This window comes from Micromonospora sp. LZ37, assembly GCF_059359015.1.
The window spans coordinates 17,922-44,810 of sequence record NZ_JCADBL010000016.1 but is presented as its reverse complement, the minus strand read 5'-3'; the positions used below and the strand labels follow the sequence as shown (position 1 = coordinate 44,810).

The window sequence follows — 26,889 nt, the reverse complement described above, 5'->3', positions numbered from 1 at the left end:
TGCCTCCCTCGATCCCGCTCGATCACCCGCCGGACAGACCTTAGCCAGCACCCCGGGTGCAGGCTATGGTGCCAGGCATGGCGGTGACAGCACGGATGGTCGACGGCACCCGGTCCCCGGGCCCGGCGCGCGGCTGACGGTGTCCGACATGCAGGAGGAGGGACAGGCGATCGGCGGTCGAGCCATCGAGTCGATGACCGGGCGGCTGCTGGTCGCGACTCCGGCCCTCAAGGATCCGAATTTCGACCGCACGGTGGTGCTGCTGGTCGCGCACGAAGCCGGTGGAGCGCTCGGCGTCGTGCTCAACCGGGCGACCGAGGTGCCCGTCGCCGACGTGCTGGGCGATTGGAGCGACCTGGCCCGCCATCCCGCGGTGCTCTTCGAGGGCGGCCCGGTGCAGCCGGACTCGGCGATCTGCCTGGCCCGGATGCGGCACCCGATGCGGCGGCTGAAGGGCTTCCAGCAGATCTCCGGCGCGGTGGGCACCGTCGACCTGTCGGTCGACCCGGAGAAGCTGCGCGACGGCATCGGCGGCATCCGGGTCTTCGCCGGCTACTCCGGCTGGGGCACGGGCCAGCTGGAGCAGGAGATCGAGGACGGGTCCTGGTTCGTCTTCGACGCGCTGCCCGGTGACGCCTTCGTCGACCGGCCGGACGACCTCTGGCAGATGGTGCTGCGCCGGCAGGGCGGGATCATGGCGGCGGTGGCGCATTTTCCCCCGGACGTGGCGCTGAACTGACCCCGATCGGGGGGTACCCCCGCGAGATGACCATGCCGACCGGCGTGTGTATAGTTCTCTGCGTGCCCGGGTGACCGGGACGAAGGCAAGGGGCCGTGGCGCAGCTGGTAGCGCACCACACTGGCAGTGTGGGGGTCAGGGGTTCGAGTCCCCTCGGCTCCACCCTTGCGAAGGGCGTCCGTCAGACATGACGGACGCCCTTCGTCGTTCCTGACGGCGGGAGTAGCCGAGCAGGTAGCCGCAGCTACTTGTTCCTCGCCCCACAGCACGTCCCCATCGCGTCGCCGGCCCGGACGGGCTGAGTGGGGATGACGTGGCGGTAGATGTCCGCGATGGCACCGATCTGGGCGGGATGTCCGGGCGGGGGAACTGGTGACCGTGGTTGCTCGTCCAATTGCCTGAGGGTTCGGGCCGATCAACCGCCCGGCGGTCGTTGCGACGGGAGACAGAGATGCGCGGAAGCAGGTACCTGACAGCTGTCGTGGCGGTCGGGATAGTGCTCGGGGGCTGCGGCGAGCGGGTCGGGTCGGAGGCAGCGGCTCCGGGTAGGTCCCAGGCCGCTGGTACGGGACCTGCGTCGGCTGTGTCGCCGCAGGCGGATCCTGTCGCGCTGATCGGCGCCTGGAAGGTGGCGGAGGTCGACGAAGGCGCGGGCGACATTCTGCGGCTCGCACCCGACACGCACGACGGCCTGCTGCTGTTCGGCCGCTGCGGTGTGCTGATGGGAATGTGGCGGGCCAATGTCAACGGCCTGTTCGTCGCCGACACCTCCGGATATTCGGCCTCCCACGACGGCCCGGGATGCCGGCCCGGTGCTGGGGCCACTCCCGCCTGGCTACGTCGGGCCAGCGCCTTCCGTGTGGAGGGCGCTAGCCCCGTTCTGCTCGATGACCGGGGCGGGCCCGTCGCCAGGTTGCTGCCCGGTGCGAAGCCCACCCCCGGGCCGAACCTGTTGCCGTCCCTGGCGGAGCCGCCCATGGTCACCGACGAGGCCCGGCGTGCCTTCGCACCGGCCGCCGCGCTGCCGGCGACCCTGACGCCAGCGCGCCGTGACACCCTGCTCGGTCGATGGGTGCCCATAAACGTTCCGACGAGTAGCCCCAGGCCCGAGCGGCCGTACGTGGAGCTGCGCGACGACGGCGAATGGCGCGGTTCCGACGGCTGCAACGGTGCGGGAGGGCGATGGGTCGCCGGACCGGCGGGCGACCTGCTCGCCACCAGCGGACCCAGCACGTTGATCGGTTGTGACAACATCTCGGTCGGGTTCTGGCTCTCCAATGCCTCGCGGGCAGGGCTGGACGGCGACGTGCTCGTGCTCCTCGACGCCAAGGGCGGGGAGACCGGTCGGCTGCAGCGCGACAGCTGAGGCGGCCGATAGTAGAAACGACGTCTACGCTGCCCGGCGTTCCTGAGCCGAGAGGCGACACCCGACGAGGAGGTCGCGGACGAAGTGCGGGCGGGGCGTCGAACCTTTGCCGGCTTCCGCCCGTACCAGTGCGCGGGAGGTCAAACTCATGACCGTACGCCGAGTGCTCGCCGCCGTCGCGGCCGTCGCCGCGGCCGTCCTGCTCACCCCGGCGCCCGCCGCCGCGCACGGTGCGCCGACCAGCCCGCTGAGCCGCTCGGTGGCCTGCGGTCCGGAGGGTCCGCACGGCGCCACGCCGGTCTGCCGGGCCGCCGTCTCGGCCGGCGCGGCGGTACGCGAGTGGGACAACATCCGGGTCTTCGGCGTCAAGGGCCGGGACCGGGAGCGGATCCCCGACGGGGAGCTGTGCAGTGGCGGGCTGTCGGCGTACCGGGGGTTGGACCTGCCGCGCACGGACTGGCCGGCGACCGAGGTGACCGCCGGGGCGAAGTTCACCTTCCGATACCGGGGCACCATCCCGCACAAGGGCACGTTCCGGCTCTACGCCACGGTCCCGGGCTATGACCCGGAGAGTCGGCTGACCTGGGAGGACATCGCCCCACGGCCGTTTCTGACGGTGACCGACCCGCCGCTGCGCGACGGCTCGTACCAGATCCCGGGGCGGCTGCCGAGCGGGCTGACCGGCCGACACCTGATCTACACGGTGTGGCAGAACTCCGACACCCCGGACAGCTACTACTCCTGCTCCGACGTGGTGTTCCGCCCGTCGGCCGGGTCGGCCGCCGCCACCCCGACCGCGCGCCCCTCCACCACGACGTCGCCGAAGGGGGAGGCGGTGCCGTCCACCGGCGGCGTGCCGGCGCTGACCGCCGCGCCGGTCGAGGCGGCCGGCGTACCCGTGGCGTCGGTGACCCACCTCGGCGGTGACAGCCTGCCGCTGGTGGTGGGCGCGGCGGTCGCGGTGACCGTGCTGCTGGCCACCATGGTCGGGATGCGGCTGCGCCGGGCGGGCGCCGTACCCCCGGGGCGTCCCTGCGAGGTGCGCAACCACCGCGCCGGCCAGCGTCGCGTCTGGTGACGCGGCGCGGCGTCCGGCGGCGGACGCCGCGCCCACGTCACGGCCCGGGGTGGGCGTCAGCCGAGCAGGCGGTCGATCTCGGCCAGCTCGTCGGCGGTGAAGTCGAGGTTGCGCACCGCGGCGACGTTCCCCTCCAACTGGGCGACGCTGCTCGCCCCGATGATCAGGCTGGTCATCCGGGGGTCGCGCAGCGCCCAGGCGAGCGCGAGCTGGGCCAGCGTCTGGCCGCGCCCCTCGGCGATCTTGCCCAGCCCCCGGATGGTGGCGAGCTTCTCCTCGGTCACGTCGCTCTCGTCGAGGAAGATGCTGGTGCGCACCCGGGAGTCCTCCGGGATGCCGCCGAGGTAGCGGTCGGTGAGCAGGCCCTGGGCGAGCGGGCTGTACGCGATGCAGCCCGCGCCGACCTCCGCCAGCGTGTCCAGCAGGCCGTCCTCCTCGGTCCAGCGGTTGAGCATCGAGTACGACGGCTGGTTGATCAGCAGCGGCGTGCCCAGGTCCCGCAGGATCGCCGCGGCCCGGGCGGTCTGCTCCGAGTCGTAGTTGGAGACGCCCACGTAGAGCGCCCGGCCGGAGCGGACGATGGCGTCGAGCGCGCCCATCGTCTCCTCCAGCGGGGTGTCCGGGTCGAACCGGTGCGAGTAGAAGACGTCGACGTAGTCCAGGCCCATCCGGCGCAGCGACTGGTCCAGCGAGGAGATCAGGTACTTGCGCGAACCCCACTCGCCGTACGGGCCGGGCCACATCAGGTAGCCGGCCTTGCTGGAGATGACCAGCTCGTCCCGGTACGGCTTCAGGTCCGTCGCCAGCAGCCGGCCGAAGTTCTCCTCGGCGCTGCCGGGGGGCGGCCCGTAGTTGTTGGCCAGATCGAAGTGGGTGACCCCGAGGTCGAAGGCGCGTCGGACGATGTCCCGCTGCCGGTCGAAGGGCCGGTCCGGCCCGAAGTTGTGCCACAGGCCGAGCGAGATGGCGGGCAGCCGCAGCCCGCTGCGCCCGCTGCGTCGGTAGGTCATCTGGTCGTAGCGGTCGTCCGCGGCGAGGTAGGTCACGATCATGAGCCTAACGCCGGTCGGGCGCGAACCGGCGTGCACCGCGGACGCCGGGGGTAGCTTCGAGCCCATGCGCTTCGTCCCGCTCGACACCCCCAAGCCCGTTTCGAAGATCGGCCTCGGCACCTGGCAGTTCGGCTCGAAGGAGTGGGGTTACGGCCCGGACTACGAGCGCCGGGCCGCGGAGATCGTCCGGCGCGCGCTCGACCTCGGCGTCACCCTCTTCGACACCGCCGAGGTGTACGGCTTCGGCCGCAGCGAGCGGATCCTCGGCGCCGCGCTCGGTGACGACCGGGAGAAGGTCGTCGTCGCCAGCAAGGTCTTCCCCGTGCTGCCGATCGCCCCGGTGGTGCAGCAGCGGGCGGTCGCCTCGGCGGCCCGGCTCGGCGTCACCAACATCGACCTCTACCAGGTGCACCAGGCCAACCCGGTGGTGGCCGACACCCACACCATGCGCGGCATGCGGGCCCTGCAGGACGTCGGCCTGGTCGCCGAGGTCGGGGTCAGCAACTACCCGCTGCGCCGCTGGCGCTTCGCCGAGGCCGCGCTGGGCCGCCGGGTGCTCAGCAACCAGGTCCGCTACAGCCTGGTCGACCGCGCCCCGGAGGAGGACCTGATCCCGTACGCGGAGCGGGCCGGCCGGATCGTCATCGCGTACAGCCCGCTCGCGCAGGGTTTCCTCTCCGGCCGGTACGACGCCGCGCACCCGCCGAGCGGGGCGGTGCGCCGGGCCAACCCGTACTTCCTGCCGGAGAACCTGGAACGCGGCGCCGCGCTCCTCGGCACGCTGCGCGAGGTGGCCGACGCGCACGCCGCCACCCCCAGCCAGGTCGCCCTGGCCTACCTGTTGCACCGCCCGAACGTGGTGGCCATCCCCGGCGCGTCCAGCGTGGAACAGATGGAACGCAACGCGGCCGCCGCCGAGATCGACCTGACCGACGACGAGTACGCCGCCCTGGCCGGCGCGACCCGGCGGTTCCGCCCGGTCACCGGCCTGGCCGCGGTGCCGAAGCTGATCCGCGCCCGGACGAGAAGGTGAGCACATGGACGACATCACCGCACTGATCATGGACGACCACGCCGCCTTCCGGCGCGGCTTCGCCCGGCTCGACGACGCCCGCGACGAGGCGGAGCTGCTGGCCGTCTGGGAGGCGCTCGCCCTGCACCTGGACATCCACGCCGAGGCGGAGGAGGCGATCCTCTACCCGCACCTGGTCCGGCACGGCGACGACGGCGAGGAGGAGACCGAGGACGCGATCGGCGACCACAACAAGATCCGGGACGCCATCGCCACCTCCAAGCTGCACCCGGTCGGCTCCGACGAGTGGTGGGCCGCGGTGTGGCAGGCCCGCCGGGAGAACAGCGAACACCTCGCCGAGGAGGAGGACGAGGCGCTGCCGGACTTCCGCCGGCACGCCAGCGTCGAGCTCCGCGCCGAGCTGGGGGCGCGCTGGCTGACCTTCTACGGCGAGCACAAGAACGGCCGCAACCTGCGCTTCGCCGACAAGGACCCGCGGAAGTACGTCGAGGAGCACCGCTGAGGCGGGGTCGGGGCCGCCGGGTCCGGGCATGATCCGGTACGAAGCGGGCCGCCGGTCACCCGACCGCGCTAGCGTGGGTCGGGTGACTGCGCCCAACCAGGTTCACCCGGTCCCGCCCGCCGACCTGCCCGGCACGCTCGGCGAGCTGCGCGTGGCCGGCCACCGGTACCGCACCGTCAAGCAGGAACTCCGCGACAACCTCCTGGCCCGGATGCGCTCCGGCGCCGACCGCTTCCCCGGCATCGTCGGCTACGACGACACCGTCCTGCCGGAGGTCGAGCGGGCGCTGCTCGCCGGCCACGACATGGTGCTGCTCGGTGAGCGGGGCCAGGGCAAGACCCGGCTGATCCGGTCGCTGGTGGCGCTGCTCGACGAGTGGACCCCGGTGATCCCCGGCTCGGTGCTCAACGAGCACCCGCTGCATCCGCTCACCCCGGCGTCGCGCGCGCTGGTCGCCGAGGCCGGTGACGACCTCGCGGTCGGCTGGCTGCACCGGTCGATGCGCTACGGCGAGAAGCTGGCTACCCCGGACACCAGCGTCGGGGACCTGATCGGCGACGTCGACCCGATCCGGCTGGCCCAGGGGCGCACCCTCGGCGACCCGGAGACCATCCACTTCGGGCTGGTGCCGCGCACCAACCGGGGCGTCTTCGCGGTCAACGAGCTGCCCGACCTGGCCGAGCGGATCCAGGTGGCGCTGCTCAACGTGCTGGAGGAGCGGGACATCCAGGTCCGCGGCTACCAGCTGCGGCTGCCCCTGGACCTGCTCCTGGTGGCCAGCGCCAACCCGGAGGACTACACCAACCGGGGCCGGATCATCACCCCGCTCAAGGACCGGTTCGGCGCGGAGATCCGTACCCACTACCCGGCCGACCTCGACCTGGAGCTGGCGCTGATCCGGCAGGAGGCCGACCTGGTCGCCGAGGTGCCGGAGCACGTGCTGGAGGTCCTCGCGCGGTTCGCCCGCGCGGTGCGGGAGTCCCCGTCGGTGGACCCGCGCTCCGGGGTCTCCGCTCGCTTCGCCATCGCCGCCGCCGAGACCGTCGCCGCCGCCGCGTTGCGCCGCGCCGGCCTGCTCGCCGCCGAGGGCGTCGCCGACGGCCCGGCACCGACCGGGGGCCCCCGTGCCGACGGGGAGCCCTTCCTCGCCACCGCCGTGGCCCGGGTGGGCGACGCGGTGTCGGTCACGTCGACGCTGCGGGGGAAGGTCGAGTTCGAGAGCGGCGAGGAGGGGCGGGAGAGCGAGATCCTCGCCCACCTGCTGCGCACGGCCACCGCCGAGACCTTCCGCGCCCGGCTGGCCGGGCTGGACCTCTCCGGCTTCACCGAGCTGGTCGCCGAGGGCACCGTGATCGAGACCGGTGAGCTGGTCTCCTCCGCCGAACTGATGCGTCAGGTCGGCACGGTGCCGGGGCTGGCCAAGGTGCTCGACCGGCTCGGCATGGGCGACGCGCCCACCCCCGACGAGGCGGCCGCCGGCGTCGAGTTCGTCCTGGAGGGGCTGCACCTGACCCGCCGGCTCGGCAAGGACGTCACCGATTCGGGTCGCACGGTCTACGGCGGCCGGGGCTGACGATGGCCGGCAACCGGTTCCGCTACGGCCAGTGGCGCGGCGGCCCCGACCCGCTGGCCCCGCCGTACGACGTGCGCGCCGCCGTCGACGCGGTCGGCGCGGAGGTGCTGGCCGGCGGCAGCCTGCGGGAGGCGCTGCGCGACCTGCTGCGCCGTGGCCCGCAGGGCCGCGGCGGCCTGGACGACCTGGCCGCCCGGGCCCGCCGGCTGCGCCGCGAGGCGCTGCGCCGGGGTGACCTGGACGGCGCGGTGACCCGGTCCCGGGCCCTGCTCGACCAGGCCCTGGCGGCCGAACGGGACGAGCTGCGGGGGCGCGACGGCGACGACGCGCGCTTCGCCGAGGCGGTGCTGGACAACCTGCCCCGCTCCACCGCCCGCGCCGTGGAGGAGCTGGCCGGGTACCGGTGGGCCAGCGACGAGGCGCGGCGGACGTACCAGCGGATCCTCGACGGCCTCCGCGGCGAGGTGCTCGAACAGCGCTTCGCCGGGCTGCGGGACGCCGCCCGCGCGACCGCCGACCCGGCCGTCCAGCGCCAGCTCGGCGAGATGATGCGCGACCTCAACGACCTGCTGGCCCGGCACGCCCGCGCCGAGGACACCACCGACGCGTTCGCCGAGTTCATGCGCCGCCACGGCGAGTTCTTCCCGGAGCAGCCGCGCAGCGTCGACGAACTGGTCGACGTGCTGGCCCGGCGGGCGGCGGCCGGGGAGCGGCTGATGCGGTCCCTGTCCGACCGGCAGCGCGCGGAGCTGGCCGGGCTGATGCGGCAGTCGCTCGGCGAGCGGCTGGCCGGTGAGCTGTCGGCGCTCGACGCGCACCTGCGGTCCCTCCGCCCCGACCTGGGCTGGCAGCGGGGCGAGCGGGTCCGGGGTGACCAGCCGCTCGGCTACGGCGAGGCGACCGCCGCGCTGGGCGAGATCGCCGAGCTGGACGAGCTGCTGGACGCCCTCGACCAGGAACACCCGGGCGCCACGCTGGACGACGTGGACGTCGACGCGGTGGCCCGGACGCTGGGCCGCGACGCCGCCGACGACGTACGCCGGCTGCGGGAGCTGGAGCGGGAGCTGCGCCGGCAGGGTTGGGTTAGCCGGGACGCGGACGGGCTGACGCTGAGCCCGAAGGCGCTGCGCCGGCTCGCCAGCACCGCCCTCCGGCGGGTCTTCGCGGATCTGACCGCCGGACCGCGCGGCCAGCACGACCTGCGTACGGCGGGTGCGGCGGGCGAGGTCAGCGGCGGGTCACGACCCTGGGAGTACGGCGACGAGCAGCCCCTCGACGTGGTCCGCACCCTCACCCGGGCGGTGCGTCGGGCCGGTCCGACGGTCCCGCTCCAGCTCGCCGTCGAGGACTTCGAGGTGGTGGAGACCGAGCGGAGGGCGTCGGCGGCGGTGGTGCTCTGCGTCGACCTGTCGTACTCGATGATCTCGCAGGGTCGGTGGGGGCCGATGAAGCAGACGGCGCTCGCGCTGTCGCACCTGGTGGCGACCCGGTTCCCGCAGGACGCCCTGCAGATCGTCGGCTTCGGCCGGGAGGCGATGCCGCTGACCCAGCAGGAGTTGGCGGCGGTGGAGCCGGACCTTCAGCAGGGCACCAACCTCCAGCACGCGCTGCGGCTCGCCGGCCGGCACCTGCGTCGGCATCCGGACGCCGAGCCGGTGGTGCTGGTGGTCACCGACGGGGAGCCGACCGCGCACCTCGACCCGGACGGCGGGGAGTCCCTCTTCCACTGGCCGCCGCTGCCGGAGACGATCGAGGCGACCATCCGTGAGGTCGACCGCCTGACCCGGCACGGCGCCATGCTCAACCTCTTCATGCTCGGCGACGACCCCGGCCTGCGCCGCTTCGTCGACGCCGTGGCCCGCCGCTCCAAGGGCCGCATGTTCACCCCCGACCCGTCCGACCTCGGCGAGTACGTGGTCAGCGACTACCTCCGCACCCGCACCTCCCGCTGACTCCCGCCCACCCGCGCCGATCATGCGGTTGTGGTGGGGGAGGAAAGCCGCCCATCCGGGTGAGCCGGGCACCATAACTCCATGACCGACGCCGGTGGGCGGGGTTGACTGGGGGGATGGAGAGTGGGGAGTTGCGGCGGGTCTACGAGGAGCTGCTCGCCGAGGTGGAGGCGGGTGGGTTCGGGCCGCCGGGGACGGGGCAGCTCAGTGCCGAGCAGCTCGTGGCGCACCTCGCCGTGAACGACGAGCTGATGAGCGAGGCCACCGAGGCCGTGCTCGCCGGCTCGCCGTACGCCTTCTACGACCTGGCCGGCGTCCACCGGCCGGAGCTGGACGCGCTGGTTGACGAGTGCGGCGGGCTGGCCGGGCTGGCCACCCTGCTGCGCGCCACCAGCCAGAAGCTCTGCGCGCTGGTCGACCGCCTCGGCCCGGCGGCGGACACCTCGGTGGAGACCCACCTGCGGGAGGGCTACGACCTGGTGGTCGACGGGCCGCTGCCCTGGTCCCGCACGCTCGACCTGCACACCCGCGTCCACCTGCCCAAGCACCTGGCCCAGCTGCGGGTCATGCGATCCGCCGAGCCGGCCACCGCCGACCGTCCGGCCGTCGACCGGTCCCTGCCGGCGTGAGCCGACCGGTCCGGTGAATCTGCGCCGCTGGGCCGAGGCCCGCCGGTCCGAGTTGGACATGGCCGGACCGGGCCTGTTCCGGCACCGGATGCGGGTGGCGGCGCCGATGATCGCCCAGTCCGCGCTGCTCGCCGGCGCGGCGTGGTGGATCGCCCAGACGGTCTTCGACCATGAGAGCCCGATCTTCGCCGCCACCGCCTCGCTGATCTGCCTGACCGCGGGAATGGGCGGACGGGCGCGGCAGGCCCTCGACCTGTTCGTCGGGGTGCTGAGCGGTGTCCTGGTCGGAACGGGGGTGCGCGCCCTGGACGTGGGCAACGAGGTCTGGCTGATCGCGCCGGCGATCGCCCTGTCCATGACCCTGGCCGCGCTCGTCGACCCGCGGCCGTTGACCTACATCCAGTCCGGTGGGGCCGTGCTGATCGTGGTGGCGGTGGGGTCGGCGAGTTCGCCCACGGACTACGTCCTCGACGCCGCGGTCGGTGGTGCGATCGGTCTGGTCGGCAGTCAGGTGCTCTTCACGCCCGACCCGGTGAAGCTGGTCACCGCCCCGGTCCGGGAGATCCTGCGGGATTTCGGTGCGGCGCTGCGCATCGCGGCCGAGTCGCTGCGGACGGGCGCACCGGAGCGGGCGGACACCGCCTGCGAGGACGCGCGCGACGCGCACGCCCGGCTCGGCGCCCTCACCCAGGCGCGGATGGCGGCCCGGCGGGTGAGCGGTCGGACCGTGCGCGGGCGCCGCAGGGCCGCCCATCTACGGCGGGTCAACCGGCCCCTCGACGACATCGACGTGCTCGGCGCCGCCGTCCTGCTGCTCTGCGACGACGTGCAGGCCCTGCTCGCGTCCGACCCCACGCCCATGCCGGGGCGGCTGCAGACCCGGTTGACCGAGCTGGCCGACGGGTTGACGGAGCTGGCCGATCATCCCCTGCTGTCGATGTCCGGCGAACCGAGCGACCAGCCCGGAGGCCGGCCGCATCCCGGCATCTCGCCCCGCCCCGAGCCGTCCCCGGCGACCGAGGTCCACCTCGGCGACGCGCTCGCCGCGCTGCACCGCCTGCACACCGCCGCCTCCGCCTCCGCCGCCGACCCGTCGCCCTGACCCCGGGCCGGCTCGCCTGCTCACCATCGGGCTGCACGACCCGACGGCACGCGACGGACGGGCGACCCCCGCGGGTGAGCGCCGCGCGGCCCCGTCCGGGACAGGGGGCGGGTGTCCGGTGCGTCAGGCGCGGCGGAAGGTGCGGCGGTAGGTCGAGGGGGAGACGCCGATGCGGGAGTGCAGTTGCTGGCGCAGCGCGGCGGCGGTGCCGAAACCGCACCGGTGGGCGACCTGGTCCACGGTCAGGTCGGTGCTCTCCAGCAGCAGCCGGGCGTGGTCGGTGCGCTGCTGGAGCAGCCACTGGGCGGGGCTGAGCCCGGTCTCGGAGCGGAAGTGCCGGGTGAAGGTGCGCACGCTCATCCGCGCGTGCGCGGCCAGGTCCCGCAGCGCCACCGGTTCGTGCAGCCGCTGCCGGGCCCACTCCCGGGTGGCGGCGGTGCCGGACTCGGCCGCCCGGGGGACGGGCCGCTCGATGTACTGGGCCTGGCCGCCGTCGCGCCACGGCGGCATCACGCAGCGCCGGGCCGCGCGGTTGGCCACCTCGCTGCCGTGGTCGGTGCGGATGACGTGCAGGCACAGGTCGATGCCGGCGGCCACCCCGGCCGAGGTGGGAACCCGGTCGTCGGCGATGAAGAGCACGTCCGGGTCCAGGTCGACGGCCGGGTGCAGCCGGCGGAACCGGTCCGCGTACGCCCAGTGGGTGGTGGCCCGGCGACCGTCGAGCAGCCCGGCGGCGGCCAGCACGAACGCGCCGGTGCAGATCGACATGACCCGCGCGCCGCGCTCGTGGGCCGCCCGCAACGCCGTGGCCACCTGCTCGTCGAGGGTGCCGTCGGCCAGCGCCGGGCCGCCGTGGATGCCGGGGACGACCACGGTGTCGGCCGCCGCGACCAGCTCCAGCCCGTGGTCGGGAAGCACCTGGAAGCCGGCGGTGCTGCGGACGGGGCGACCGCCCGGGGTGCAGGTGTCGACGGCGTAGAGGGGTGTCCCCGCGCCGGTCCGGGCGGTGCCGAAGACCTGGTCGGGGGTGCCGAGGTCGAGGCCGACCACCTCGTCGAGGGCGAGCACGGCGACCCGGTGCGGTGTCACGGTCATGGCCCGATTGTTGCGCATGATGGCTATCCGGCCACTCGTCGGTCGTCGCGCCGCCGCCGAGACTCACTACCGTGATCCGACCCCGCCGCCTCCACCCGGCCTGGACCGTCGCCGCCGTCGCCTTCGTGGCGCTGGTCGGCGCGGCCGGCTTCCGCGCCACCCCCTCGGTGCTGCTGCACCCGCTGCACGCCGAGTTCCGCTGGCCGTTGGCCACCATCTCCGCCGCCGTCTCGGTCAACCTGCTGCTCTACGGGCTGACCGCGCCGTTCGCCGCCGCGCTGATGGACCGGTTCGGCATCCGCCGGGTGGTGGCCTCCGCGCTGGCGCTGGTCGCGCTCGGCAGCGGGCTCACCGTGTTCATGACCGCCAGCTGGCAGCTCATCCTCTGCTGGGGGGTACTGGTCGGGCTCGGCACCGGCTCGATGGCGCTGGCCTTCGTCGCCACCGTCACCGGGCGCTGGTTCGTGCACCGCCGGGGGTTGGTGACCGGGGTGCTGACCGCCGGTGGGGCGGCCGGCCAACTGGTCTTCCTGCCGCTGCTGGCCGTACTCGTCCGCGACCACGGCTGGCGCACGGCGGCGCTCGTCGTCGCCGCGACCGCGCTGGCGGTCGTACCCCTGGTGGGGTGGCTGCTGCGCGAGCACCCGGCGGATCTGGGCCTGCCCGCCTACGGCGCGGCCGAGGTCTCCCCGCCCACGCCGCCGGCCGGCGGCGCGGCGTCCCGGGCGGTGGGCGCGCTGGCCTCCGCCGCGCGGACCCGGCCGTTCTGGCTGCTCGCCGGGGGGTTCGCCATCTGCGGGGCGACCACCAACGGCCTGGTGGGTACGCACTTCGTGCCGGCCGCGCACGACCACGGCATGCCGCAGACCACCGCCGCCGGGCTGCTCGCCCTGGTCGGGCTCTTCGACATCGTCGGCACCATCGCCTCCGGCTGGCTCACCGACCGGGTGGACAGCCGGCTGCTGCTCGGCGCCTACTACGCGCTGCGGGGCGGGTCGCTGCTGGTGCTGCCCAGCCTCTTCGCCGGCACCGCCGAGCCGAGCATGCTGGTCTTCATCGTCTTCTACGGGCTGGACTGGGTGGCCACCGTGCCGCCGACCGTCGCGCTGTGCCGGGAATACTTCGGCGCCTCCGCCGCGGTGGTCTTCGGCTGGGTCTTCGCCGCCCACCAGCTCGGCGCGGCGGTCGCCGCGACCGGGGCGGGCCTGGTCCGCGACTCGCTCGGCGACTACGCGCTGGCCTGGTACGCCGCCGGTGCGCTCTCGATCGGCGCCGCCGGGCTCTCCCTGCTGCTGCGCCGGCGGGAACCGGTGCCGCTGCCGGCGGCGGCGCCCACCGCGCGGGCCTGGAGCTACCGGGGCTGACCGGTCAGCCGACGGTCCACTGCTGCTGGGCCGCGCCGGTGCAGGGGACCTGCCACAACTCGTCGCCCGCCTCGGTGCCGCCGTCCTTGACCTCGGCGCACTTGCCGGAGTGCACCGCGACGAGCAGCACCGGGCCGGTGCCGACCGGGGTCAGCCGCCACTGCTGGTTGGCCTGCCCGTGGCAGCCGAACTGCTGGAGCTTCGCCCCGTCGTCGGTGCCGCCGCCCTCGACGTCCAGGCACTGCCGGTACGCGGTGTTGGTGAGGGTGAACAGGTCCGGGGCGACCGGGTTGGCCACCCACTGCTGCTCCGGGCCGCCGGTGCAGGCGGCCAGCTCCGCCTTGGCCTTCTCGTCCTCGTCGTCGGTGCCCAGGCAGAGGCCGGAGACGACCGCGCGGAACACCTTCGGCCCCGCCGCCGGCGCGGGCGGCGTGGTGGGCGCCGCGGTCGGCGAGGGAGTCGCCGGGACGGTCGGGACCACCTCGGGCACCTCGGGCACCGGCTCCTCGGTGGGCGGCGCGGCCCCGGCCGCCGCCGGCACCACCGGCTGGTCCTCGCCGCCACCGAGCACCCCGGTCGCGAAGAAGACCCCCAGGAGTACGCCGACCAGGCCGGTGGCGAGCGCGACGCGCATCAGCGGGTCGCGGGGCAGCCGGGAGCGGGGGGTGCGGCCGGAGCCGTAGACGGTGCCGGCTGGATCGTGGCGTGCGTCGGGGACGGACATGTGGGCATCCTGACCCACGAACCGGGCGGACGGCCAGCCGCCCCGGGCCCGAGGTGACTCAGTCGACGACCGTGACGTCCTTCCAGAACGCCACCCGGTCGCGGACCATCTCCGCCTCGGGCTTCGGCTCCGGGTAGTACCAGACGGCGTCCGGGCTGGTCCGGCCGTCGTGCTCCAGGGTGTAGTAGGAGGCGGTGCCCTTCCACGGGCAGAACGTGTGGGTGCCGGACTCGGTGATCAGGTCGTTGCGCAGGGCGGACCGGGGGAAGTAGTGGTTGCCCTCCACCACGATGGTGTCGTCGCTCTCGGCGATGATCAGGTCGTTCCAGACGGCTTTCGGCATGGGTCCCACGCTATGCCGCGCGCGCCGCCGCGACCACCGAACGGCCGGCGGCTCAGCGGGACGGCTCCGGGTCGGTCACGTCGGCGACGGTCGCCCCGAGCGTCGTGATCGCCGCGTCGGCGGCCAGCGCGACGGCGGTGCCGGGTTCGCCCGCGCCGAGGGTGATCTCCCGGCCGCGCAGCCGCTCGTCGGCGACGACCGGCCAGGCGGTGCTGGCGCCGAACGGGGTGATGGTGCCCCGCTCGTAGCCCGTGGCCGCGCGGGCCGCCTCGGCGTCGGGCATGGAGAGCCGGTTGACGCCGAGCAGCGCCCGCAGCCGGGGCCACGAGATCACCCGGTCGCCGGGGGTGAGGACGAAGACGTGGTCGTCCGGGGCGCGGCGGACCACGATCGTCTTGACCACGTCGGGGACCGCCACGCCGCGAGCGGCGGCCGCCTCGGCGAGGCTGCGCACCGGCCCGTGCCGGATCACCCGGTACGGCAGGCCGGCGGCGTCCAGGGCGGCGAGAGCGGGCGACGACATGCCCGCCACGGTAACGCGGAGTGTCGGATCCTGGATGCGAAAAGGCCACCGTGGACATCCCACGAGAAGCGGCTCCGGCGCGTAAAGTGATCGCATGCGCGCGCTGCGTGATCATGAACAGGCGGTGGACACGCTACGGCGGTCGTACTCCGCCGTGCCCCCGGGCCAACCCGTCCGCCTCGCCAAGCGCACCTCCAATCTGTTCCGTCCCCGGACAGCCACCGGCTCGCCGGGGCTGGACGTCTCCGGCCTCGACGGCGTGCTGGCCGTCGACCCGCACGCCCGCACCGCCGACGTGCAGGGCATGTGCACCTACGAGGACCTCGTCGACGCCACCCTCCGGCACGGACTGATGCCGCTGGTGGTGCCGCAGCTGCGGACGATCACCCTGGGCGGTGCGGTCACCGGGCTCGGCATCGAGTCCACCTCGTTCCACAGCGGCCTGCCGCACGAGTCGGTGCGCGAACTCGACGTGCTCACCGGCGCCAACGAGATCGTCACCGCCCGGCCCGACGGCCCGCACGCCGACCTCTTCGTCACCTTCCCCAACTCGCTGGGCAGCCTCGGCTACGCCACCCGGCTGCGCATCGAGCTCCAACCGGTGTGCCACGCGGTGGCCCTGCGCAACGTCCGCTTCACCCGGCTGGAGGAGCTCACCGACGCGATCGGCGAGGTGATCGCCAAGGGCCGGTGGGACGGGCAGCCCGTCGACGCCATGGACGGGGTGATGTTCAGCCCCGGCGAGGCGTACCTGGTGCTCGGCACCTTCACCGACGACGCGCCGCCGCTGAGCGACTACACCGGCCAGGCGATCTACTACCGCTCGCTGCGCGAGCGCACCCACGACGCGTTGAGCACCTACCACTACCTCTGGCGCTGGGACACCGACTGGTTCTGGTGCTCGTCGGCGTTCGGCGTGCAGCATCCGGTGGTCCGCCGGCTCTGGCCGGCCCGCTGGCGGCGCAGCGACGTCTACCACCGCCTGGTCCGGTTCGAGCACCGACACCAGGTGGCCGCCCGGGTGGACCGCTGGCGGGGCCGACCGGCCCGGGAGCGGGTGGTGCAGGACGTGGAGATCCCGCTGGACGGGACGGCCGACTTCCTGCGCTGGTTCGCCGAGCACATCGGGATGACCCCGGTCTGGCTCTGCCCGCTGCGGCTGCGTGAGCCGTCCGGCCCCGGCTCGGCGCGGACCTGGCCGCTGTATCCGCTCCGGCCGGGGCAGAGCTACGTCAACATCGGCTTCTGGGGCAGCGTGCCGACCGCCGAGGGCGCGGCGGACGGCGACGTGAACCGCTCGATCGAGCGGGCGGTGTCGGAGGCGGGCGGGCACAAGTCGCTCTACTCGGACGCGTACTACGACCGGGCGGCCTTCGACCGGCTCTACGGCGGGGAGACCTGGCGTGCCGTCAAGGACCGCTACGACCCGGATCACCGGCTCACCGGACTCTACGAGAAGGCGGTTGCACGGAAATGAGCCTGACCGACCGAGAACAGGGGGCGAGCAGTTCCCCCGCCACACCACCGCCGGGGGGCCGGCGTACGGGCCCGACCGTCGCGGACGTCGTCCGCGCGCTGACCACCGGCGACCTCCCGGTGCGGGTCACCGGGTACGACGGCAGCGTGCTCGGCCCGGCCGACAGCGGCATCACGCTCTCCATCTGCTCCGAGCGTGGCCTGACGTACCTGCTCACCGCCCCGGGTGACCTGGGCATGGCCCGGGCGTACGTCAGCGGCGACCTCCGGCTGGACGGGGTGCCCCCCGGCGACCCGTACGAGGCGTTGCGGGTGCTCAAGGACGAGATGCGACTGCGTACGCCGTCGATGGCCGAGGGGCTCAACCTGGTGCGGGGGCTGGGCTGGGAGCGGTTGCTGCCGCCGCCGCCCCCGCCGCAGGAGGCGCAGCCGCGCTGGCGGCGGGTGATGAACGGGCTGCGGCACTCCCGGTCGCGGGACAGCACCGCCATCTCGCACCACTACGACGTCTCGAACGCCTTCTACGAGAAGGTGCTCGGCCCGTCGATGACGTACACCTGCGCGGTCTACCGCACCCCGGACGACACCCTGGAGCAGGCCCAGGCCGCCAAGTACGACCTGGTCGCCGGCAAGCTCGCGCTCCGGCCGGGGATGCGGCTGCTCGACGTCGGCTGCGGCTGGGGCGGCATGGTCCGGCACGCGGCCCGGGAGTACGGCGTGCGGGCGCTCGGGGTGACCCTGTCGAGGGCGCAGGCGCAGTGGGCGCAGGCGGCGATCGAGCGGGAGGGGTTGACCGGGCTGGCCGAGGTGCGCCACCTGGACTACCGGGACGCCCCGCGGCAGCACTTCGACGCGATCTCCTCGATCGGGTTGACCGAGCACATCGGGGTGCGCAACTACCCGGCCTACTTCCGGGCGCTGCGCGACCGGCTGCGCCCGGGCGGTCGGCTGCTCAACCACTGCATCACCCGGGCCGACAACCGGGCGCCGCACCGCTCCGGCGCGTTCATCGACCGGTACGTCTTCCCCGACGGCGAGCTGGCCGGGCCGGGGCGGCTGATCGGCGAGGTGCACGACGCCGGGCTGGAGGTGCACCACGAGGAGAACCTGCGCCAGCACTACGCGCTGACCCTGGCCGCCTGGTGCCGCAACCTGGTGGAGCACTGGGACTTCTGCGTCCGTGAGGTGGGGCAGGGGACGGCGCGCGTCTGGGGCCTCTACATGGCCGGGTCGCGGATGGCGTTCGAGCGCAACGGCATCCAGTTGCACCAGGTGCTGGCGACCCACAACGGACCGGACGGGGCGGCGTCGTACCCGCTGCGGCCGGACTGGACGCCCTGACCCGCGATCTTCCGACGAAGGCCGCGCCGCACCGGCGCGGCCTTCGTCGAACCCATTGACAAAGAAGTTTTGTACGTACAAAACTTGTTTTTGCCATGAGAGACGTCCTGTACCTGGAGCAGATCGAGCAGGCCGAAGCCCTGCTCAAGCCGCAGCGTGTCGAGGTGCTGCGGCAACTGGCCGACCCCCGCACCTGCACCGAGGTCGCCGCCCGGCTGGAGCAGACCCCGCAACGGGTCTACTACCACGTCAAGTAGCTGGTCGCGGCCGGCCTGGTCGAGCGGGTGTCCGAGCGCCGGGTGCGCGGCATCAGCGAGGGCATCTACCAGGCCGCCGCCCGGTCGTACTGGCTCTCGCCGCGGCTGGTCGGGCGGATCGGCGGGCTGCGCCGGGCCCGCGACGAGCTGAGCCTGGGCTACCTGCTCGACCTGATGGAGGAGGTCCAGGCGGACGTCGCGGCGCTCGACCGGAGCGCGCCGGAGCTGCCCTCGATCGGGGTCTCCGGTGAGATCCGCGTGCCGGCCGAGCGCCGGCAGGAGTTCCTGCACGACCTGCAGTCGACGCTGCAGGACCTGTTCACCCGCTACGGGGGTGCCGAGGGAGACGCCTTCAAGCTCGCCGTGGCCTGTTATCCCAAGGGGAATGACCGTGACTGAACCGATGAAGCTGGCTGTCCGGCTCGCCGCGCCGATCGACGCCGTCCGCCGGGCGCTGACCGACCCGGTCGAACTGCGCGCGTGGTTCGCCGAGCACGCCGAGGTCGAGCTGCCGAACCGGTACGAGTTCTGGGGGCGCTTCACCCCGGAAGGCGACGCGCCGCACCAGCGCCTGCTGCACGTCGACGACGAGACGCTGCGCTTCGCCTGGCTGCTCGACGGCGTGGAGACCACCAACGAGATACGGCTGACGCCCGACGGACCGGAGTCGACCGTGCTGACCCTCACCCAGAGCCACTTCGACTTTGCCGAGGCGATGAGCGGCAGCAGCATCCGCGGCGTGCTCCAGACCTGGTGGAGCCTCTCCCTCGCCAACCTCGCCTCCCACCTGGACGGTCGCCCGCTGCTGCCGAAGACCGACTTCACCGCCACCGAACTGCGTGGTGAGCTGCTGATCGGCGCCCCGGCGAACAAGGTCTGGCAGTCGCTGACCGACTCCGAGCAGGCCAGCGCCTGGTTCGGCTACCCGATCGGGATCGAGCCCTGGGTCGGCGGCCGCTACGCCATGGGCGGATTCGAGGCCGGCAACGCGGCCAAGGTCGTCGACCTGGAGCCTGGCCGCAAGCTCGCCGTCGACTGGGGACCCATCGGCGTCAGCACCTGGGAGCTGGCCGAGTCGGACGGGAAGACGAAGCTGACCTTCGTGCAGAGCGGCTTCGACGAGGGCAACCCGCCGTACGGCGCGTGGAGCGGCGTGGTGTCGGGCCTCTACGAGCTGCGTCGCTTCAACGAGGAGGCCGACTGGCAGCCGATCTGGCTGCCGGTCGAGATTCCGTCCGGAGCCTGACCGCACCGGTCCTCGCCGGCACCGGTCCTCGCCGGTGCCGGCGGCCCGGCCTGACTGGGCCTGGCTGCTGGCTCGGCCCGGCTCGGCCCGGCTCGGCCCGGCCTGGTTGGGCTCGGCCCGGTTCCGTCCGGCTGGTTCGGGCTGACTGTTGTTGAGCACCCTTTAGAGCTGATGACGCAAACGATTCAGCCACCAGCGGTCCGGCTCGGCGCGGTCGGTCTGATTCGTTTTCGCCATCAGCTCTAAAGGGCCGACACCGGCCCTTGGCCCCGGAAGTCCACGGCAACCCGGACCAGGGAGCCGGGGTTCAAACGGTGTGGCGATTTCTCGCCCCAGCGCTGCTCTGATGCGAGGCACCCACCGGCCCGAGCCACCGCCCCGGGCCGCCGACCTGGCTGCCGACCCGGGCCGCCGACCGGCCCGCCGACCCGGTCCGCCGACCGGCCCGCCGCCCCGGGCCGCCGACCGGTTCGCCGGGCCGGGGCAGCCCGGTCCCGGTTCGCCGGCCCGGCCGCCGGCCCGGCCGCGGGGCCGGTCGGCCCGGCACCCGCCGGCGCCCGAGCCGGCAAGGGGCACGGACGCGTCAGCGGTTCAGCTCGTCGGCGCGTCGGAGCAGCGCCCGCCGTTCCGGCTCGGAGGTCACGGCCGACGCGGCGGCCCGGAAGAGCACTGCGGCGCGGACCGGATCACCGTGGCGGGCGGTCAGCTCGGCCTCGGCGGCCAGCGCCGGCGGGTAGCCGTCGAGCGCGCCGCCGGAGCGGGCCTCGGCGATCAGGGCCAGGCCGGCGGGCGGGTGAAGAGCAGGTAGAGCACGGCCAGGACGCCCGGCAGCCGCTCGACCAGCGCGGACCCGGTCGGCACCCGGTACGGGATGCCGGCGGCGGCGATCCGCGCCTTGGCGCGGGTGAGCCGGCGGGTCATGGTGGACTCGGTGACCAGGAAGGCGCGGGCGATGTCGGCCGTCGGCACGCCCGCTACGGTGCGCAGGGTCAACGCCACCCGTGCCTCCGGGGCCAGCGCCGGATGGCAGCAGGTGAAGATGAGCCGCAGCCGATCGTCCACCACGTCCCCCTCGGTCTCGGGCGCCCCCGGCTCCGGGTCGGTGAGCAGCGCCAGCTCGCCTAGCTTCCGGCGTTCCACGGAGGCCCGGCGCAGCACGTCCACGGCCCGGTTCCGAGCGGCCGTCATCAGCCAGCCGCCCGGATTGCCCGGTACGCCGTCGCGCGGCCAGCGCTCCAGCGCCGACGCCAGGGCCTCCTGGGCGCAGTCCTCGGCGAGCGTCCAGTCGCCGGTGACCCGGATCAGGGCGGCCACGATCCGCGGGTACGCCTCCGCACCCGCGACGGCGACCGCCCCGGCCGTGTCCGTCACCGGCGTCAGTGCAGGTCGACGAAGGGGCGCAGCTCGATCCGCCCGTGGTACGCCATCGGGTGGGCCCGCGCCACCTCGACCGCCTCGTCCAGGTCGGCGCACTCGAGGATGTCGAAGCCGGCGATGACCTCCTTGGTCTCGGCGAACGGGCCGTCGGTCAGCAGCAGCTCGCCGCCACGCACCCGGACGGTGGTGGCCGCCGACGGCGGGGCCAGCGCGCTGCCCTGCACCCGCTGGCCACTGGCGTCCCGCTCGGCCACCCACTGCTCGACGTCGGGGGCGGCGGTCGGGTCGGTGTCCGGCTCGGTGTCGGTGCAGACGAACATCAGGTACTTCATCGGTGGGTGCCTCTCCATCTCGTGGTCTTCAGCAGCATGACGAACGGACGGCCGGGTTCCGGACATTCGCGGGCCGAAAATCTTTCCGATCGCGGCCCGTGCGGGTGGAAAAGGCGTTCGAAGGTGATTAACCGCGTCCGGTTGGGTACTGCCGGTCGATGTTCTTCATCTTTGGCCTCCGCACCAAGGTCGACCGGTCGGGCGTGGTCACCGCGGTCTGCCGCAACTGTCGCAACCAGGCCGCGCAGGTGATCACCCGCCGGTCGACGAAGTTCACCCTCTTCTTCATCCCCCTCATCCCGGTGCGAACCCGCTACGTGCAGCAGTGCTCGTTCTGCGGCGCGGAGTACGGGATCTCCTCCGACGAGGCCCGTCGCCTCCCGATCGGCTGATCCGCCGGTGGCCCGTTTCCTCTGCTGGCTGATCGGCCGGCAACCGGTCGCCCCGGCCCCGGCCCCCGTGCACACCGTGCCCCGCCCGCCGTGCGCCCCGGGTCGGCGCCGGCACCGCCGTCGCCGGCGGCCGCTCGCCGGGGCACAGTCGCCCCGCTCCCCCTGGAACCGGTCCGCGGACCGCTGAGCTTCCACCCCGGATCCGACCCGTCCCCACCGGCGCGCTCCCGGCTGGGGCCGCCGTCCGCACGGGGCAGCCGCACCGGCCGACGCGGCGCCGCCGGCCGCGCCGTTGTCGGGCGGCCGACTATCGTGGCCTGTCGTGACGAGCACCGCGCAGCGCCTGGCCCAGATCCGCGGCGACGTCCCGCCGAAGCGGCACAACGCCCGGACCATCGCCGCGCTGACCGGTAACCCCGGCTGCACCCGGCGGGCCGTGCTGGACGGCGCGGGCGTGGACAAGCCGAGGCTGGCCGAGCGGATCGGCTTCCCGGCCCGCTTCGGGCAGTCCCGGTTCGCCATCGGCCGGGGCAACGCGTTCGAGGCGCGGGTGAAGGCCGACGGCGGGGTGGAGCTGCTGCGGCTGGTCGCCGAGCGGTTGGGCGTACCGGTGCCGGAGCGGGCGAGCTGGACCGACCTGGGGGGCGCGGACGACCTGCCGGACCGGCACGAGCGGTCCCGGGCCGCGCTGACCGCCGGCGGGCCGGAGGCGGCGCTCTTCGACCATCCACTGCTCGGGTTGGACGTCGCCGGGCAGCGGGTGCACCTGGAACCGGACCTGGTCGCCGCCCGGCTCGCCGGCCGCTTCCACGTCGTGGAGATCAAGTCGTTCCCGGTGATCGACGGCCAGGCCGACCCGGCGAAGGTCGCCGCCGCCGCCATCCAGTCCGCCGTCTACGTGCTGGCGCTGCGCGAGCTGCTGGCAGCCGAGGGCCACCCGGAGGAACTGGTCTCGCACGACGTGGTGCTGGTCTGCCCGCGCGACTTCGCCAACCAGCCGGTGGCCAGCCTGATCGACGTGCGCAAGCAACTGCTGGCGCTGCGCCGCCAGCTGGACCGGATGGCCCGGCTGGACGGCCTGCTCGACGCCGTCGCAGCGGACTTCACCGCCGACCCGACGGCCGACCCGGCGACGCTGGTCGCCGCGCTGCGCCGGGTCGAGGCCCGCTACGCCCCGGAGTGCCTGGCCAGCTGCGAGCTGGCGTACTTCTGCCGGGACGAGGCGCGGGACCGGACCGGGGCGCTGGGCCGGCCGGTCCGGGAGGCGCTCGGCGGCATCGACGCCGTGGACGAGGTGCTGGCGCTGGCCGCCGGCGAGCGCGCGCCCGCGCCGGAGCAGGCGGAGGCCGCCGCGCTGTTGCGGGCCGCGGCCCGCCTGCGCGCCGACGCCCTCACCGGCGACCCCGAATGAGTACGCTCCGCGCGCCCCGCCGCGCGCCGGCCGCACCGATCCGGAGGCCCGCATGACCACCCTCCGCGCGCTGGCGAAGGCGCAGGCGCTCGCCGTCGGGGTGGCCCAGCCGGTGGCGACCGTTCGTCACCTGCACCTGTCGGAGCGGCCGCTGGTGCTGGTGCCGCTGGCCATGGCCGGCGAGGCCAACGCCCCGCTCGCCGCGCTGGTGGGCGCCGCGCCCGACGAGGCGCGGCTGCTGATCGTGCCGCAGCCCCGCAACCGGGACCAGCGCTACCGCTTCGCCGCCGAGCTGGCCGCGATCGTGCTGCCGTACCTGGAGGGGTTCCGGGGCGTCGCCGAGGCGGTGCCGGTGGACCGGGGCAGGGACGTCCGCCACCGGTACGTCGACGCGCCGCAGCTGCTGGTGCCGAACCCGGCCGGGGTCGGCTTCCTGCGGCTGCTCGGGCGCTCCACCCGGTTCCGCCGGCCGGACGGCGACCATCCGGTGCACCCGTCGGTGCCGCTGCTCGGGCGGTGGCTGACGTTCTTCGCCGAGCGGGCCGAACACCCCGGCTCGGCGGCGCTGGTGGCGATGACCGACGCGCTGACCCTGCACTGGGCCACCGGGCAGAGCGCGGTGGAGGACCTGCACCTGCCCGCCCTGCTCGGCTGGATCGACCCGCCGCCCGGGCTGACCGGTATCGAGGCGGCGGCCCGGGCCGAGGACCCGACGCGCTGCCCGCCGGCCGGACCGGCCACCGACCCGGACTTCGACAACCGGGTGCTCGCCCCGGCCATCGCCGCGTACGCCGACAGCGCCGACGACCCGGAGGCGCGCGCCGGGGCGTACGCGGAGCTGGAGAGGGTGCTGCGCGACCAGCTCGCGCCCACCTGGGAGCTGATGTGGCGCGGCGTCGGGCTGCTGCGGGCCCTGCGGCCCGGTGCCCGGGTGGCCGGCCGGTGGGACGGCGACAAGGACGCGTTCACCGGTCACGCCGAGCACGTGGACTCCGGCGGCGGGCCGCAGCCGCGACGGGACGGGGCGGTGGCCGCCGCCCAGCGGCTGCACCGGCTGGAACGCGCCCTGACCTCGTACGCGGTGCAGCGCGCCTACGACGATCCCCTGGTCATGGCGGAGCACCGGCTGACCGGGGAGGCGTTCGTCGGTGAGGTGACCCTGGCCGACCCGAAGCGGGTCGACGACAGCGGCCGGCGGCCGGTGCTGCGGCCCCGGATCCAGGTGGTCACCACCGAGCCGGTGCTGGTGCCGGTCGGTGCGACGCTGTGGTCGCCGACCCGGCCGGCGCAGAAGGCGAAGGTGGTCTTCCTGACCCCGGCCGCCGACGGGAAGACCGAGGTGGTGCTGGAGCTCTCCGGCGGGATGGGCCGGGGGCTGACCGCGCCGCCGGGCAGCGTCCCCGAGGTGGGGGAGCGGCTCTGCTGGACCACCCTGTCGGACGCGTTCATGCCGGCGGGGGCGTTTCCCGCGCCGGAGGAGACCCCGTGGACGCACGGGGGCCCGCCGCCGGCGCGAGCCGACGACGCGCCGGCCGCGGTCGACGGCGACCCGGTCGAGGAGTGGGCCTGACGCCAGGGGCGATCGGCCCTGGCGGGGTGCGGGAGCGCTGACTAGGCTCTGATGGTTGTCGTCCGTGACCGGTCCACACCCGTCGAGGTGCGCCCAGCAGAGAAGCCGGAGCGATCACCGTGCTGCCCCAGGCCGTCCGCCGTGAGGTCGTCGTGCCGCCCCGGCCGTCGCGTACCCGTCGGGTGGCCGCGGTCGCCGCGGCGCTGGTGGTCCTCGCCGAGGCGGTCTGGCTGGTCGCGGAGCTGCCCGACGCGGCCCTGGCCAGCGATCTCGGCGCGGTCGCGGTGGCGGCCTGGGCGACGGTCACCTGCGCCGACGCGGCCCGGCGGCAGCCCGTGGCGGTGCGCCGGTTCTGGACGCTGCTCGCGCTGACCATGGGCCTCGCCGCCGTGGGCCGCACCCTCTGGACGGTCGACCGGCTCGACGGGCACGAGTTGCCGCACACCCCGCTGGTCGTGGTCGTCTTCACCGCCGGCATCGTCACCGGCACCGCCGCGCTGCTCTGCTCGCTCTCCGCGCCGCGCAGCGCGGTCGGCCGGGCCCGGACGCTCCTCGACGGGGTGATCGTCGCCCTGGCCCTCATCCCGATCGGCTGGGTGGTGGTGTTCCGGGACGTCGCCGCCGCCGACCTCGCCGACCCGCTGCGCACCTACGGCCTGCTCTACCCGATGCTCGACCTGATGCAGCTGACCATCCTGGTGGCGGTAGCCGGACCGGCGCGCCCGGTGTGGCGGCCGCTGACCCTGATCGGGGCGAGCCTGGCGATCCGCGCCGGGGCCGACACGGTCTACGTCTCGCTCGTCGCGCACGGCGGCTACGCCCCGGGCCACCCGATCGACGTCTGCTGGCCGCTGAGCTACCTGCTGATCGGCGTCGCCGCCACCCGACCGCCCCCGCCCGGCCACGACGAGGCCGACGAGCCCGCCGACCCGCCGCCGCTGCCCTGGTGGCGGGGGGCGCTGCCGTACCTGCCGGTCGGTGGCGCGATCGTCGCGGTGGTGCTGGCCCGCCGGCCCACCGGGCAGACCCCGCACCTGGTCTTCGTCGGCATGATGACGCTGCTGGGCGTGCTCGCGCTGCGCCAGGGGCTCGCCGCGAACGAGAACCTGCGGCTGGTCGCCCGACTGCGCCGGCTGGCGTACGCCGACCAGCTCACCGGGCTGCCGAACCGGCTGATGTTCAACCGGCAGCTGCGCCGGGCGCTGCGCGACGGCCCGCCGGTCGCCGTGCTGCTGCTCGACCTGGACGGCTTCAAGCAGGTCAACGACCGGTTCGGGCACGCCACCGGGGACAGCCTGCTGACCAGCATCGCCGAGCGGATGCGCCGGGCCGTCGGCCGCGACGGGACGATCGCCCGGCTCGGCGGCGACGAGTTCGCCGTGCTGGTCGACAACCGGCCGGTTCCGCCGGAACGGCTGGCCCAGCGACTGCTGGCCGCCCTGCAACCGCTGCCCGGCGAGGACGACCTGGGGGTGCGCCCGTCGGCCAGCATCGGCATCGCCGAGTACGGCCCGCAGCACAGCTCCCACACCGACCTGCTCCGCGACGCCGACATCGCCATGTACGCGGCCAAGGCCGCCGGCAAGTCCGCGTACCGGACCTGCACGCCGGCGCTGCGCGAGTCGGCGGTGAGCCGGGCCGAGCTGATCGCCGAGCTGCGCCGGGCGGTCGACGAGGGCCAGCTGCTCCTGGAGTACCAACCCATCGTCGACCTGGCCACCGGGGCGGTGCGCAGCGCCGAGGCCCTGGTGCGCTGGCGGCATCCCCGGCTGGGCACCCTGCGACCGGCGGCGTTCCTGCCGCTGGCCGAGGAGACCGGGCTGATCGTCCCGATCGACCGCTGGGTGATCCACGAGGCGTGCCGGGCCGCCGCGACGTGGCGGCAGTGGGCGCCGGATGCGACCGTGGCGGTGAACATCGCCGCCGCGCACCTGCGCCGTCCCGACCTGATCGCCACGGTCTCCGAGGCCGTCGCCGGCGCCGGCCTGGCGCCCCGGGCGCTGACCCTGGAGCTGACCGAGTCGGCCCTGATCGACGGCACCGAGGCGGTGCTGGAGCGGCTGCGCCAGCTGCGCGAGCTGGGCATCCGGATCGCCATCGACGACTTCGGCACCGGCTACTCGTCGTTGAGCTACCTGCACCGCATCCCGGCCACCGAGCTGAAGGTCGACCGCTCGTTCGTGTCCCGGATCGAGGCCGATCCGCGGGCGTACGCGACGGTGGAGATGGTGACCCGGCTGGCCGCCGCGTTCGACCTGCTGGTGGTGGCCGAGGGGGTGGAGACCGAGGGGCAGCACGCGGCGGTCACCGCGATCGGCTGCCGGCACGGCCAGGGCTACCGGTACGGCCGCCCCGGCGACCTGGCCGCGCTGCGCCCGGCCTCCGCCCCGGTCTGACCCCCCACCCCGGTCG

Annotated in this window: 25 protein-coding genes, 1 tRNA gene and 1 pseudogene; 20 read left to right on the top strand and 7 right to left on the bottom strand. The window is 74.4% G+C overall.

The window, feature by feature from the left end:
* Nucleotides 1–148: 148 nt before the first annotated feature.
* From AC5L3Z_RS26885 to AC5L3Z_RS26870, 4 genes are all read left to right on the top strand, one after another.
* Nucleotides 149–739, top strand: a complete 591-nt coding sequence (locus AC5L3Z_RS26885) for a YqgE/AlgH family protein (protein ID WP_494845930.1) — start codon at nt 149–151, stop codon at nt 737–739.
* Between the two features lie 89 nt (nt 740–828).
* Nucleotides 829–901: transfer RNA gene (locus AC5L3Z_RS26880), tRNA-Ala, on the top strand.
* Nucleotides 902–1,322: 421 nt separating this feature from the next.
* A complete protein-coding gene (locus AC5L3Z_RS26875) occupies nt 1,323–2,105 on the top strand; it encodes an META domain-containing protein (RefSeq protein ID WP_494845928.1) in 783 nt (260 codons plus the stop codon).
* A 148-nt stretch (nt 2,106–2,253) separates the two neighbouring features.
* The gene (locus AC5L3Z_RS26870) at nt 2,254–3,183 is read left to right on the top strand and encodes a lytic polysaccharide monooxygenase auxiliary activity family 9 protein (protein ID WP_494845927.1); all 930 of its coding nucleotides are present in this window, start codon (nt 2,254–2,256) and stop codon (nt 3,181–3,183) included.
* Nucleotides 3,184–3,239: 56 nt separating this feature from the next.
* Here the strand turns inward: AC5L3Z_RS26870 and mgrA are convergent, their stop codons facing one another.
* Nucleotides 3,240–4,235: an L-glyceraldehyde 3-phosphate reductase gene (mgrA, locus tag AC5L3Z_RS26865; protein WP_494845926.1), complete on the bottom strand. Its 996-nt coding sequence runs from the start codon at nt 4,233–4,235 to the stop codon at nt 3,240–3,242.
* A gap of 64 nt (nt 4,236–4,299) precedes the next feature.
* Between mgrA and AC5L3Z_RS26860 the strand changes: the two genes are divergently transcribed.
* The 6 genes from AC5L3Z_RS26860 (at nt 4,300) to AC5L3Z_RS26835 (ending at nt 11,026) form a co-directional block, all read left to right on the top strand.
* Complete coding sequence (locus AC5L3Z_RS26860) at nt 4,300–5,268, top strand: aldo/keto reductase (protein WP_494845925.1); 969 nt, start codon at nt 4,300–4,302, stop codon at nt 5,266–5,268.
* A 4-nt stretch (nt 5,269–5,272) separates the two neighbouring features.
* On the top strand, nt 5,273–5,770 hold the full coding sequence (locus tag AC5L3Z_RS26855; RefSeq protein ID WP_494845923.1) for a hemerythrin domain-containing protein: 498 nt from the start codon (nt 5,273–5,275) through the stop codon (nt 5,768–5,770).
* Nucleotides 5,771–5,843: 73 nt separating this feature from the next.
* Complete coding sequence (locus AC5L3Z_RS26850; RefSeq protein ID WP_494845922.1) at nt 5,844–7,343, top strand: magnesium chelatase ATPase subunit I; 1,500 nt, start codon at nt 5,844–5,846, stop codon at nt 7,341–7,343.
* Nucleotides 7,344–7,345: 2 nt separating this feature from the next.
* Complete coding sequence (locus AC5L3Z_RS26845) at nt 7,346–9,295, top strand: VWA domain-containing protein (protein WP_494845921.1); 1,950 nt, start codon at nt 7,346–7,348, stop codon at nt 9,293–9,295.
* A 116-nt stretch (nt 9,296–9,411) separates the two neighbouring features.
* The gene (locus tag AC5L3Z_RS26840) at nt 9,412–9,924 is read left to right on the top strand and encodes a hypothetical protein (protein ID WP_494845919.1); all 513 of its coding nucleotides are present in this window, start codon (nt 9,412–9,414) and stop codon (nt 9,922–9,924) included.
* A gap of 13 nt (nt 9,925–9,937) precedes the next feature.
* A complete protein-coding gene (locus AC5L3Z_RS26835) occupies nt 9,938–11,026 on the top strand; it encodes an FUSC family protein (protein ID WP_494845918.1) in 1,089 nt (362 codons plus the stop codon).
* Between the two features lie 123 nt (nt 11,027–11,149).
* Here AC5L3Z_RS26835 and AC5L3Z_RS26830 read toward each other — a convergent pair whose 3' ends face one another.
* Nucleotides 11,150–12,139: a GlxA family transcriptional regulator gene (locus tag AC5L3Z_RS26830; protein WP_494845917.1), complete on the bottom strand. Its 990-nt coding sequence runs from the start codon at nt 12,137–12,139 to the stop codon at nt 11,150–11,152.
* Nucleotides 12,140–12,195: 56 nt separating this feature from the next.
* Between AC5L3Z_RS26830 and AC5L3Z_RS26825 the strand changes: the two genes are divergently transcribed.
* Nucleotides 12,196–13,485 carry an MFS transporter gene (locus tag AC5L3Z_RS26825; RefSeq protein WP_494846084.1) on the top strand — a complete coding sequence of 430 codons (1,290 nt, stop codon included), beginning with the start codon at nt 12,196–12,198 and terminating at the stop codon, nt 13,483–13,485.
* A gap of 4 nt (nt 13,486–13,489) precedes the next feature.
* On the opposite strand, the gene AC5L3Z_RS26820 is transcribed toward AC5L3Z_RS26825, so the two are convergent.
* The 3 genes from AC5L3Z_RS26820 to AC5L3Z_RS26810 are packed head-to-tail and all read right to left on the bottom strand — an operon-like array spanning nt 13,490 to nt 15,075.
* On the bottom strand, nt 13,490–14,209 hold the full coding sequence (locus tag AC5L3Z_RS26820) for an RICIN domain-containing protein (protein ID WP_494845916.1): 720 nt from the start codon (nt 14,207–14,209) through the stop codon (nt 13,490–13,492).
* Between the two features lie 58 nt (nt 14,210–14,267).
* Entirely contained in the window at nt 14,268–14,552 is a 285-nt protein-coding gene (locus AC5L3Z_RS26815) for a DUF427 domain-containing protein (RefSeq protein ID WP_334613081.1), read from the bottom strand.
* A gap of 52 nt (nt 14,553–14,604) precedes the next feature.
* A complete protein-coding gene (locus tag AC5L3Z_RS26810; protein WP_494845914.1) occupies nt 14,605–15,075 on the bottom strand; it encodes an aminoacyl-tRNA deacylase in 471 nt (156 codons plus the stop codon).
* A 94-nt stretch (nt 15,076–15,169) separates the two neighbouring features.
* On the opposite strand from AC5L3Z_RS26810, the gene AC5L3Z_RS26805 reads away from it, so the two are divergent.
* The 5 genes from AC5L3Z_RS26805 to AC5L3Z_RS26785 all read left to right on the top strand — a co-directional run bounded on the left by AC5L3Z_RS26805 (nt 15,170) and on the right by AC5L3Z_RS26785 (nt 19,395).
* Nucleotides 15,170–16,552 (top strand): FAD-binding oxidoreductase, encoded by a 1,383-nt coding sequence (locus tag AC5L3Z_RS26805; protein ID WP_494845913.1) that lies wholly within the window; start codon nt 15,170–15,172, stop codon nt 16,550–16,552.
* Nucleotides 16,549–17,892, top strand: coding sequence for a class I SAM-dependent methyltransferase (locus AC5L3Z_RS26800; RefSeq protein ID WP_494845911.1), 1,344 nt, complete (start codon nt 16,549–16,551; stop codon nt 17,890–17,892). The genes AC5L3Z_RS26805 and AC5L3Z_RS26800 overlap by 4 nt, the downstream gene beginning before the upstream one ends.
* A 95-nt stretch (nt 17,893–17,987) precedes the next feature.
* Complete coding sequence (locus AC5L3Z_RS26795; RefSeq protein ID WP_494845910.1) at nt 17,988–18,149, top strand: winged helix-turn-helix domain-containing protein; 162 nt, start codon at nt 17,988–17,990, stop codon at nt 18,147–18,149.
* A gap of 27 nt (nt 18,150–18,176) precedes the next feature.
* Complete coding sequence (locus tag AC5L3Z_RS26790) at nt 18,177–18,548, top strand: hypothetical protein (protein ID WP_494845908.1); 372 nt, start codon at nt 18,177–18,179, stop codon at nt 18,546–18,548.
* On the top strand, nt 18,541–19,395 hold the full coding sequence (locus tag AC5L3Z_RS26785; RefSeq protein WP_494845907.1) for an SRPBCC family protein: 855 nt from the start codon (nt 18,541–18,543) through the stop codon (nt 19,393–19,395). Before AC5L3Z_RS26790 ends, AC5L3Z_RS26785 begins: the two co-directional genes overlap by 8 nt.
* 795 nt (nt 19,396–20,190) lie before the next feature.
* Here AC5L3Z_RS26785 and AC5L3Z_RS26780 read toward each other — a convergent pair.
* A pseudogene (locus AC5L3Z_RS26780) lies at nt 20,191–20,766 on the bottom strand (RNA polymerase sigma factor); the annotation flags it as partial.
* Between the two features lie 5 nt (nt 20,767–20,771).
* Nucleotides 20,772–21,104 carry a YciI family protein gene (locus AC5L3Z_RS26775; RefSeq protein WP_494846082.1) on the bottom strand — a complete coding sequence of 111 codons (333 nt, stop codon included), beginning with the start codon at nt 21,102–21,104 and terminating at the stop codon, nt 20,772–20,774.
* Nucleotides 21,105–21,262: 158 nt separating this feature from the next.
* Between AC5L3Z_RS26775 and AC5L3Z_RS26770 the strand changes: the two genes are divergently transcribed.
* The 4 genes from AC5L3Z_RS26770 (at nt 21,263) to AC5L3Z_RS26755 (ending at nt 26,873) form a co-directional block, all read left to right on the top strand.
* Nucleotides 21,263–21,496: a zinc-ribbon domain-containing protein gene (locus tag AC5L3Z_RS26770; RefSeq protein WP_494845906.1), complete on the top strand. Its 234-nt coding sequence runs from the start codon at nt 21,263–21,265 to the stop codon at nt 21,494–21,496.
* Nucleotides 21,497–21,818: 322 nt separating this feature from the next.
* A complete protein-coding gene (locus AC5L3Z_RS26765) occupies nt 21,819–22,907 on the top strand; it encodes a hypothetical protein (protein ID WP_494845905.1) in 1,089 nt (362 codons plus the stop codon).
* A gap of 52 nt (nt 22,908–22,959) precedes the next feature.
* Nucleotides 22,960–24,477 (top strand): hypothetical protein, encoded by a 1,518-nt coding sequence (locus AC5L3Z_RS26760; protein WP_494845904.1) that lies wholly within the window; start codon nt 22,960–22,962, stop codon nt 24,475–24,477.
* Nucleotides 24,478–24,596: 119 nt separating this feature from the next.
* A complete protein-coding gene (locus AC5L3Z_RS26755) occupies nt 24,597–26,873 on the top strand; it encodes a putative bifunctional diguanylate cyclase/phosphodiesterase (RefSeq protein ID WP_494845902.1) in 2,277 nt (758 codons plus the stop codon).
* Nucleotides 26,874–26,889 lie beyond the last annotated feature (16 nt).

Coding starts and splice junctions, on each gene's coding strand:
- AC5L3Z_RS26885 (WP_494845930.1), top strand. CDS start 149: ATGCAGGAGGAGGGACAGGCGATCGGCGGTCGAGCCATCGAGTCGATG.
- AC5L3Z_RS26870 (WP_494845927.1), top strand. CDS start 2,254: ATGACCGTACGCCGAGTGCTCGCCGCCGTCGCGGCCGTCGCCGCGGCC.
- mgrA (WP_494845926.1), bottom strand. CDS start 4,235: ATGATCGTGACCTACCTCGCCGCGGACGACCGCTACGACCAGATGACC.
- AC5L3Z_RS26860 (WP_494845925.1), top strand. CDS start 4,300: ATGCGCTTCGTCCCGCTCGACACCCCCAAGCCCGTTTCGAAGATCGGC.
- AC5L3Z_RS26855 (WP_494845923.1), top strand. CDS start 5,273: ATGGACGACATCACCGCACTGATCATGGACGACCACGCCGCCTTCCGG.
- AC5L3Z_RS26845 (WP_494845921.1), top strand. CDS start 7,346: ATGGCCGGCAACCGGTTCCGCTACGGCCAGTGGCGCGGCGGCCCCGAC.
- AC5L3Z_RS26840 (WP_494845919.1), top strand. CDS start 9,412: ATGGAGAGTGGGGAGTTGCGGCGGGTCTACGAGGAGCTGCTCGCCGAG.
- AC5L3Z_RS26830 (WP_494845917.1), bottom strand. CDS start 12,139: ATGCGCAACAATCGGGCCATGACCGTGACACCGCACCGGGTCGCCGTG.
- AC5L3Z_RS26820 (WP_494845916.1), bottom strand. CDS start 14,209: ATGTCCGTCCCCGACGCACGCCACGATCCAGCCGGCACCGTCTACGGC.
- AC5L3Z_RS26815 (WP_334613081.1), bottom strand. CDS start 14,552: ATGCCGAAAGCCGTCTGGAACGACCTGATCATCGCCGAGAGCGACGAC.
- AC5L3Z_RS26810 (WP_494845914.1), bottom strand. CDS start 15,075: ATGTCGTCGCCCGCTCTCGCCGCCCTGGACGCCGCCGGCCTGCCGTAC.
- AC5L3Z_RS26805 (WP_494845913.1), top strand. CDS start 15,170: ATGCGCGCGCTGCGTGATCATGAACAGGCGGTGGACACGCTACGGCGG.
- AC5L3Z_RS26800 (WP_494845911.1), top strand. CDS start 16,549: ATGAGCCTGACCGACCGAGAACAGGGGGCGAGCAGTTCCCCCGCCACA.
- AC5L3Z_RS26795 (WP_494845910.1), top strand. CDS start 17,988: ATGAGAGACGTCCTGTACCTGGAGCAGATCGAGCAGGCCGAAGCCCTG.
- AC5L3Z_RS26775 (WP_494846082.1), bottom strand. CDS start 21,104: ATGAAGTACCTGATGTTCGTCTGCACCGACACCGAGCCGGACACCGAC.
- AC5L3Z_RS26770 (WP_494845906.1), top strand. CDS start 21,263: ATGTTCTTCATCTTTGGCCTCCGCACCAAGGTCGACCGGTCGGGCGTG.
- AC5L3Z_RS26760 (WP_494845904.1), top strand. CDS start 22,960: ATGACCACCCTCCGCGCGCTGGCGAAGGCGCAGGCGCTCGCCGTCGGG.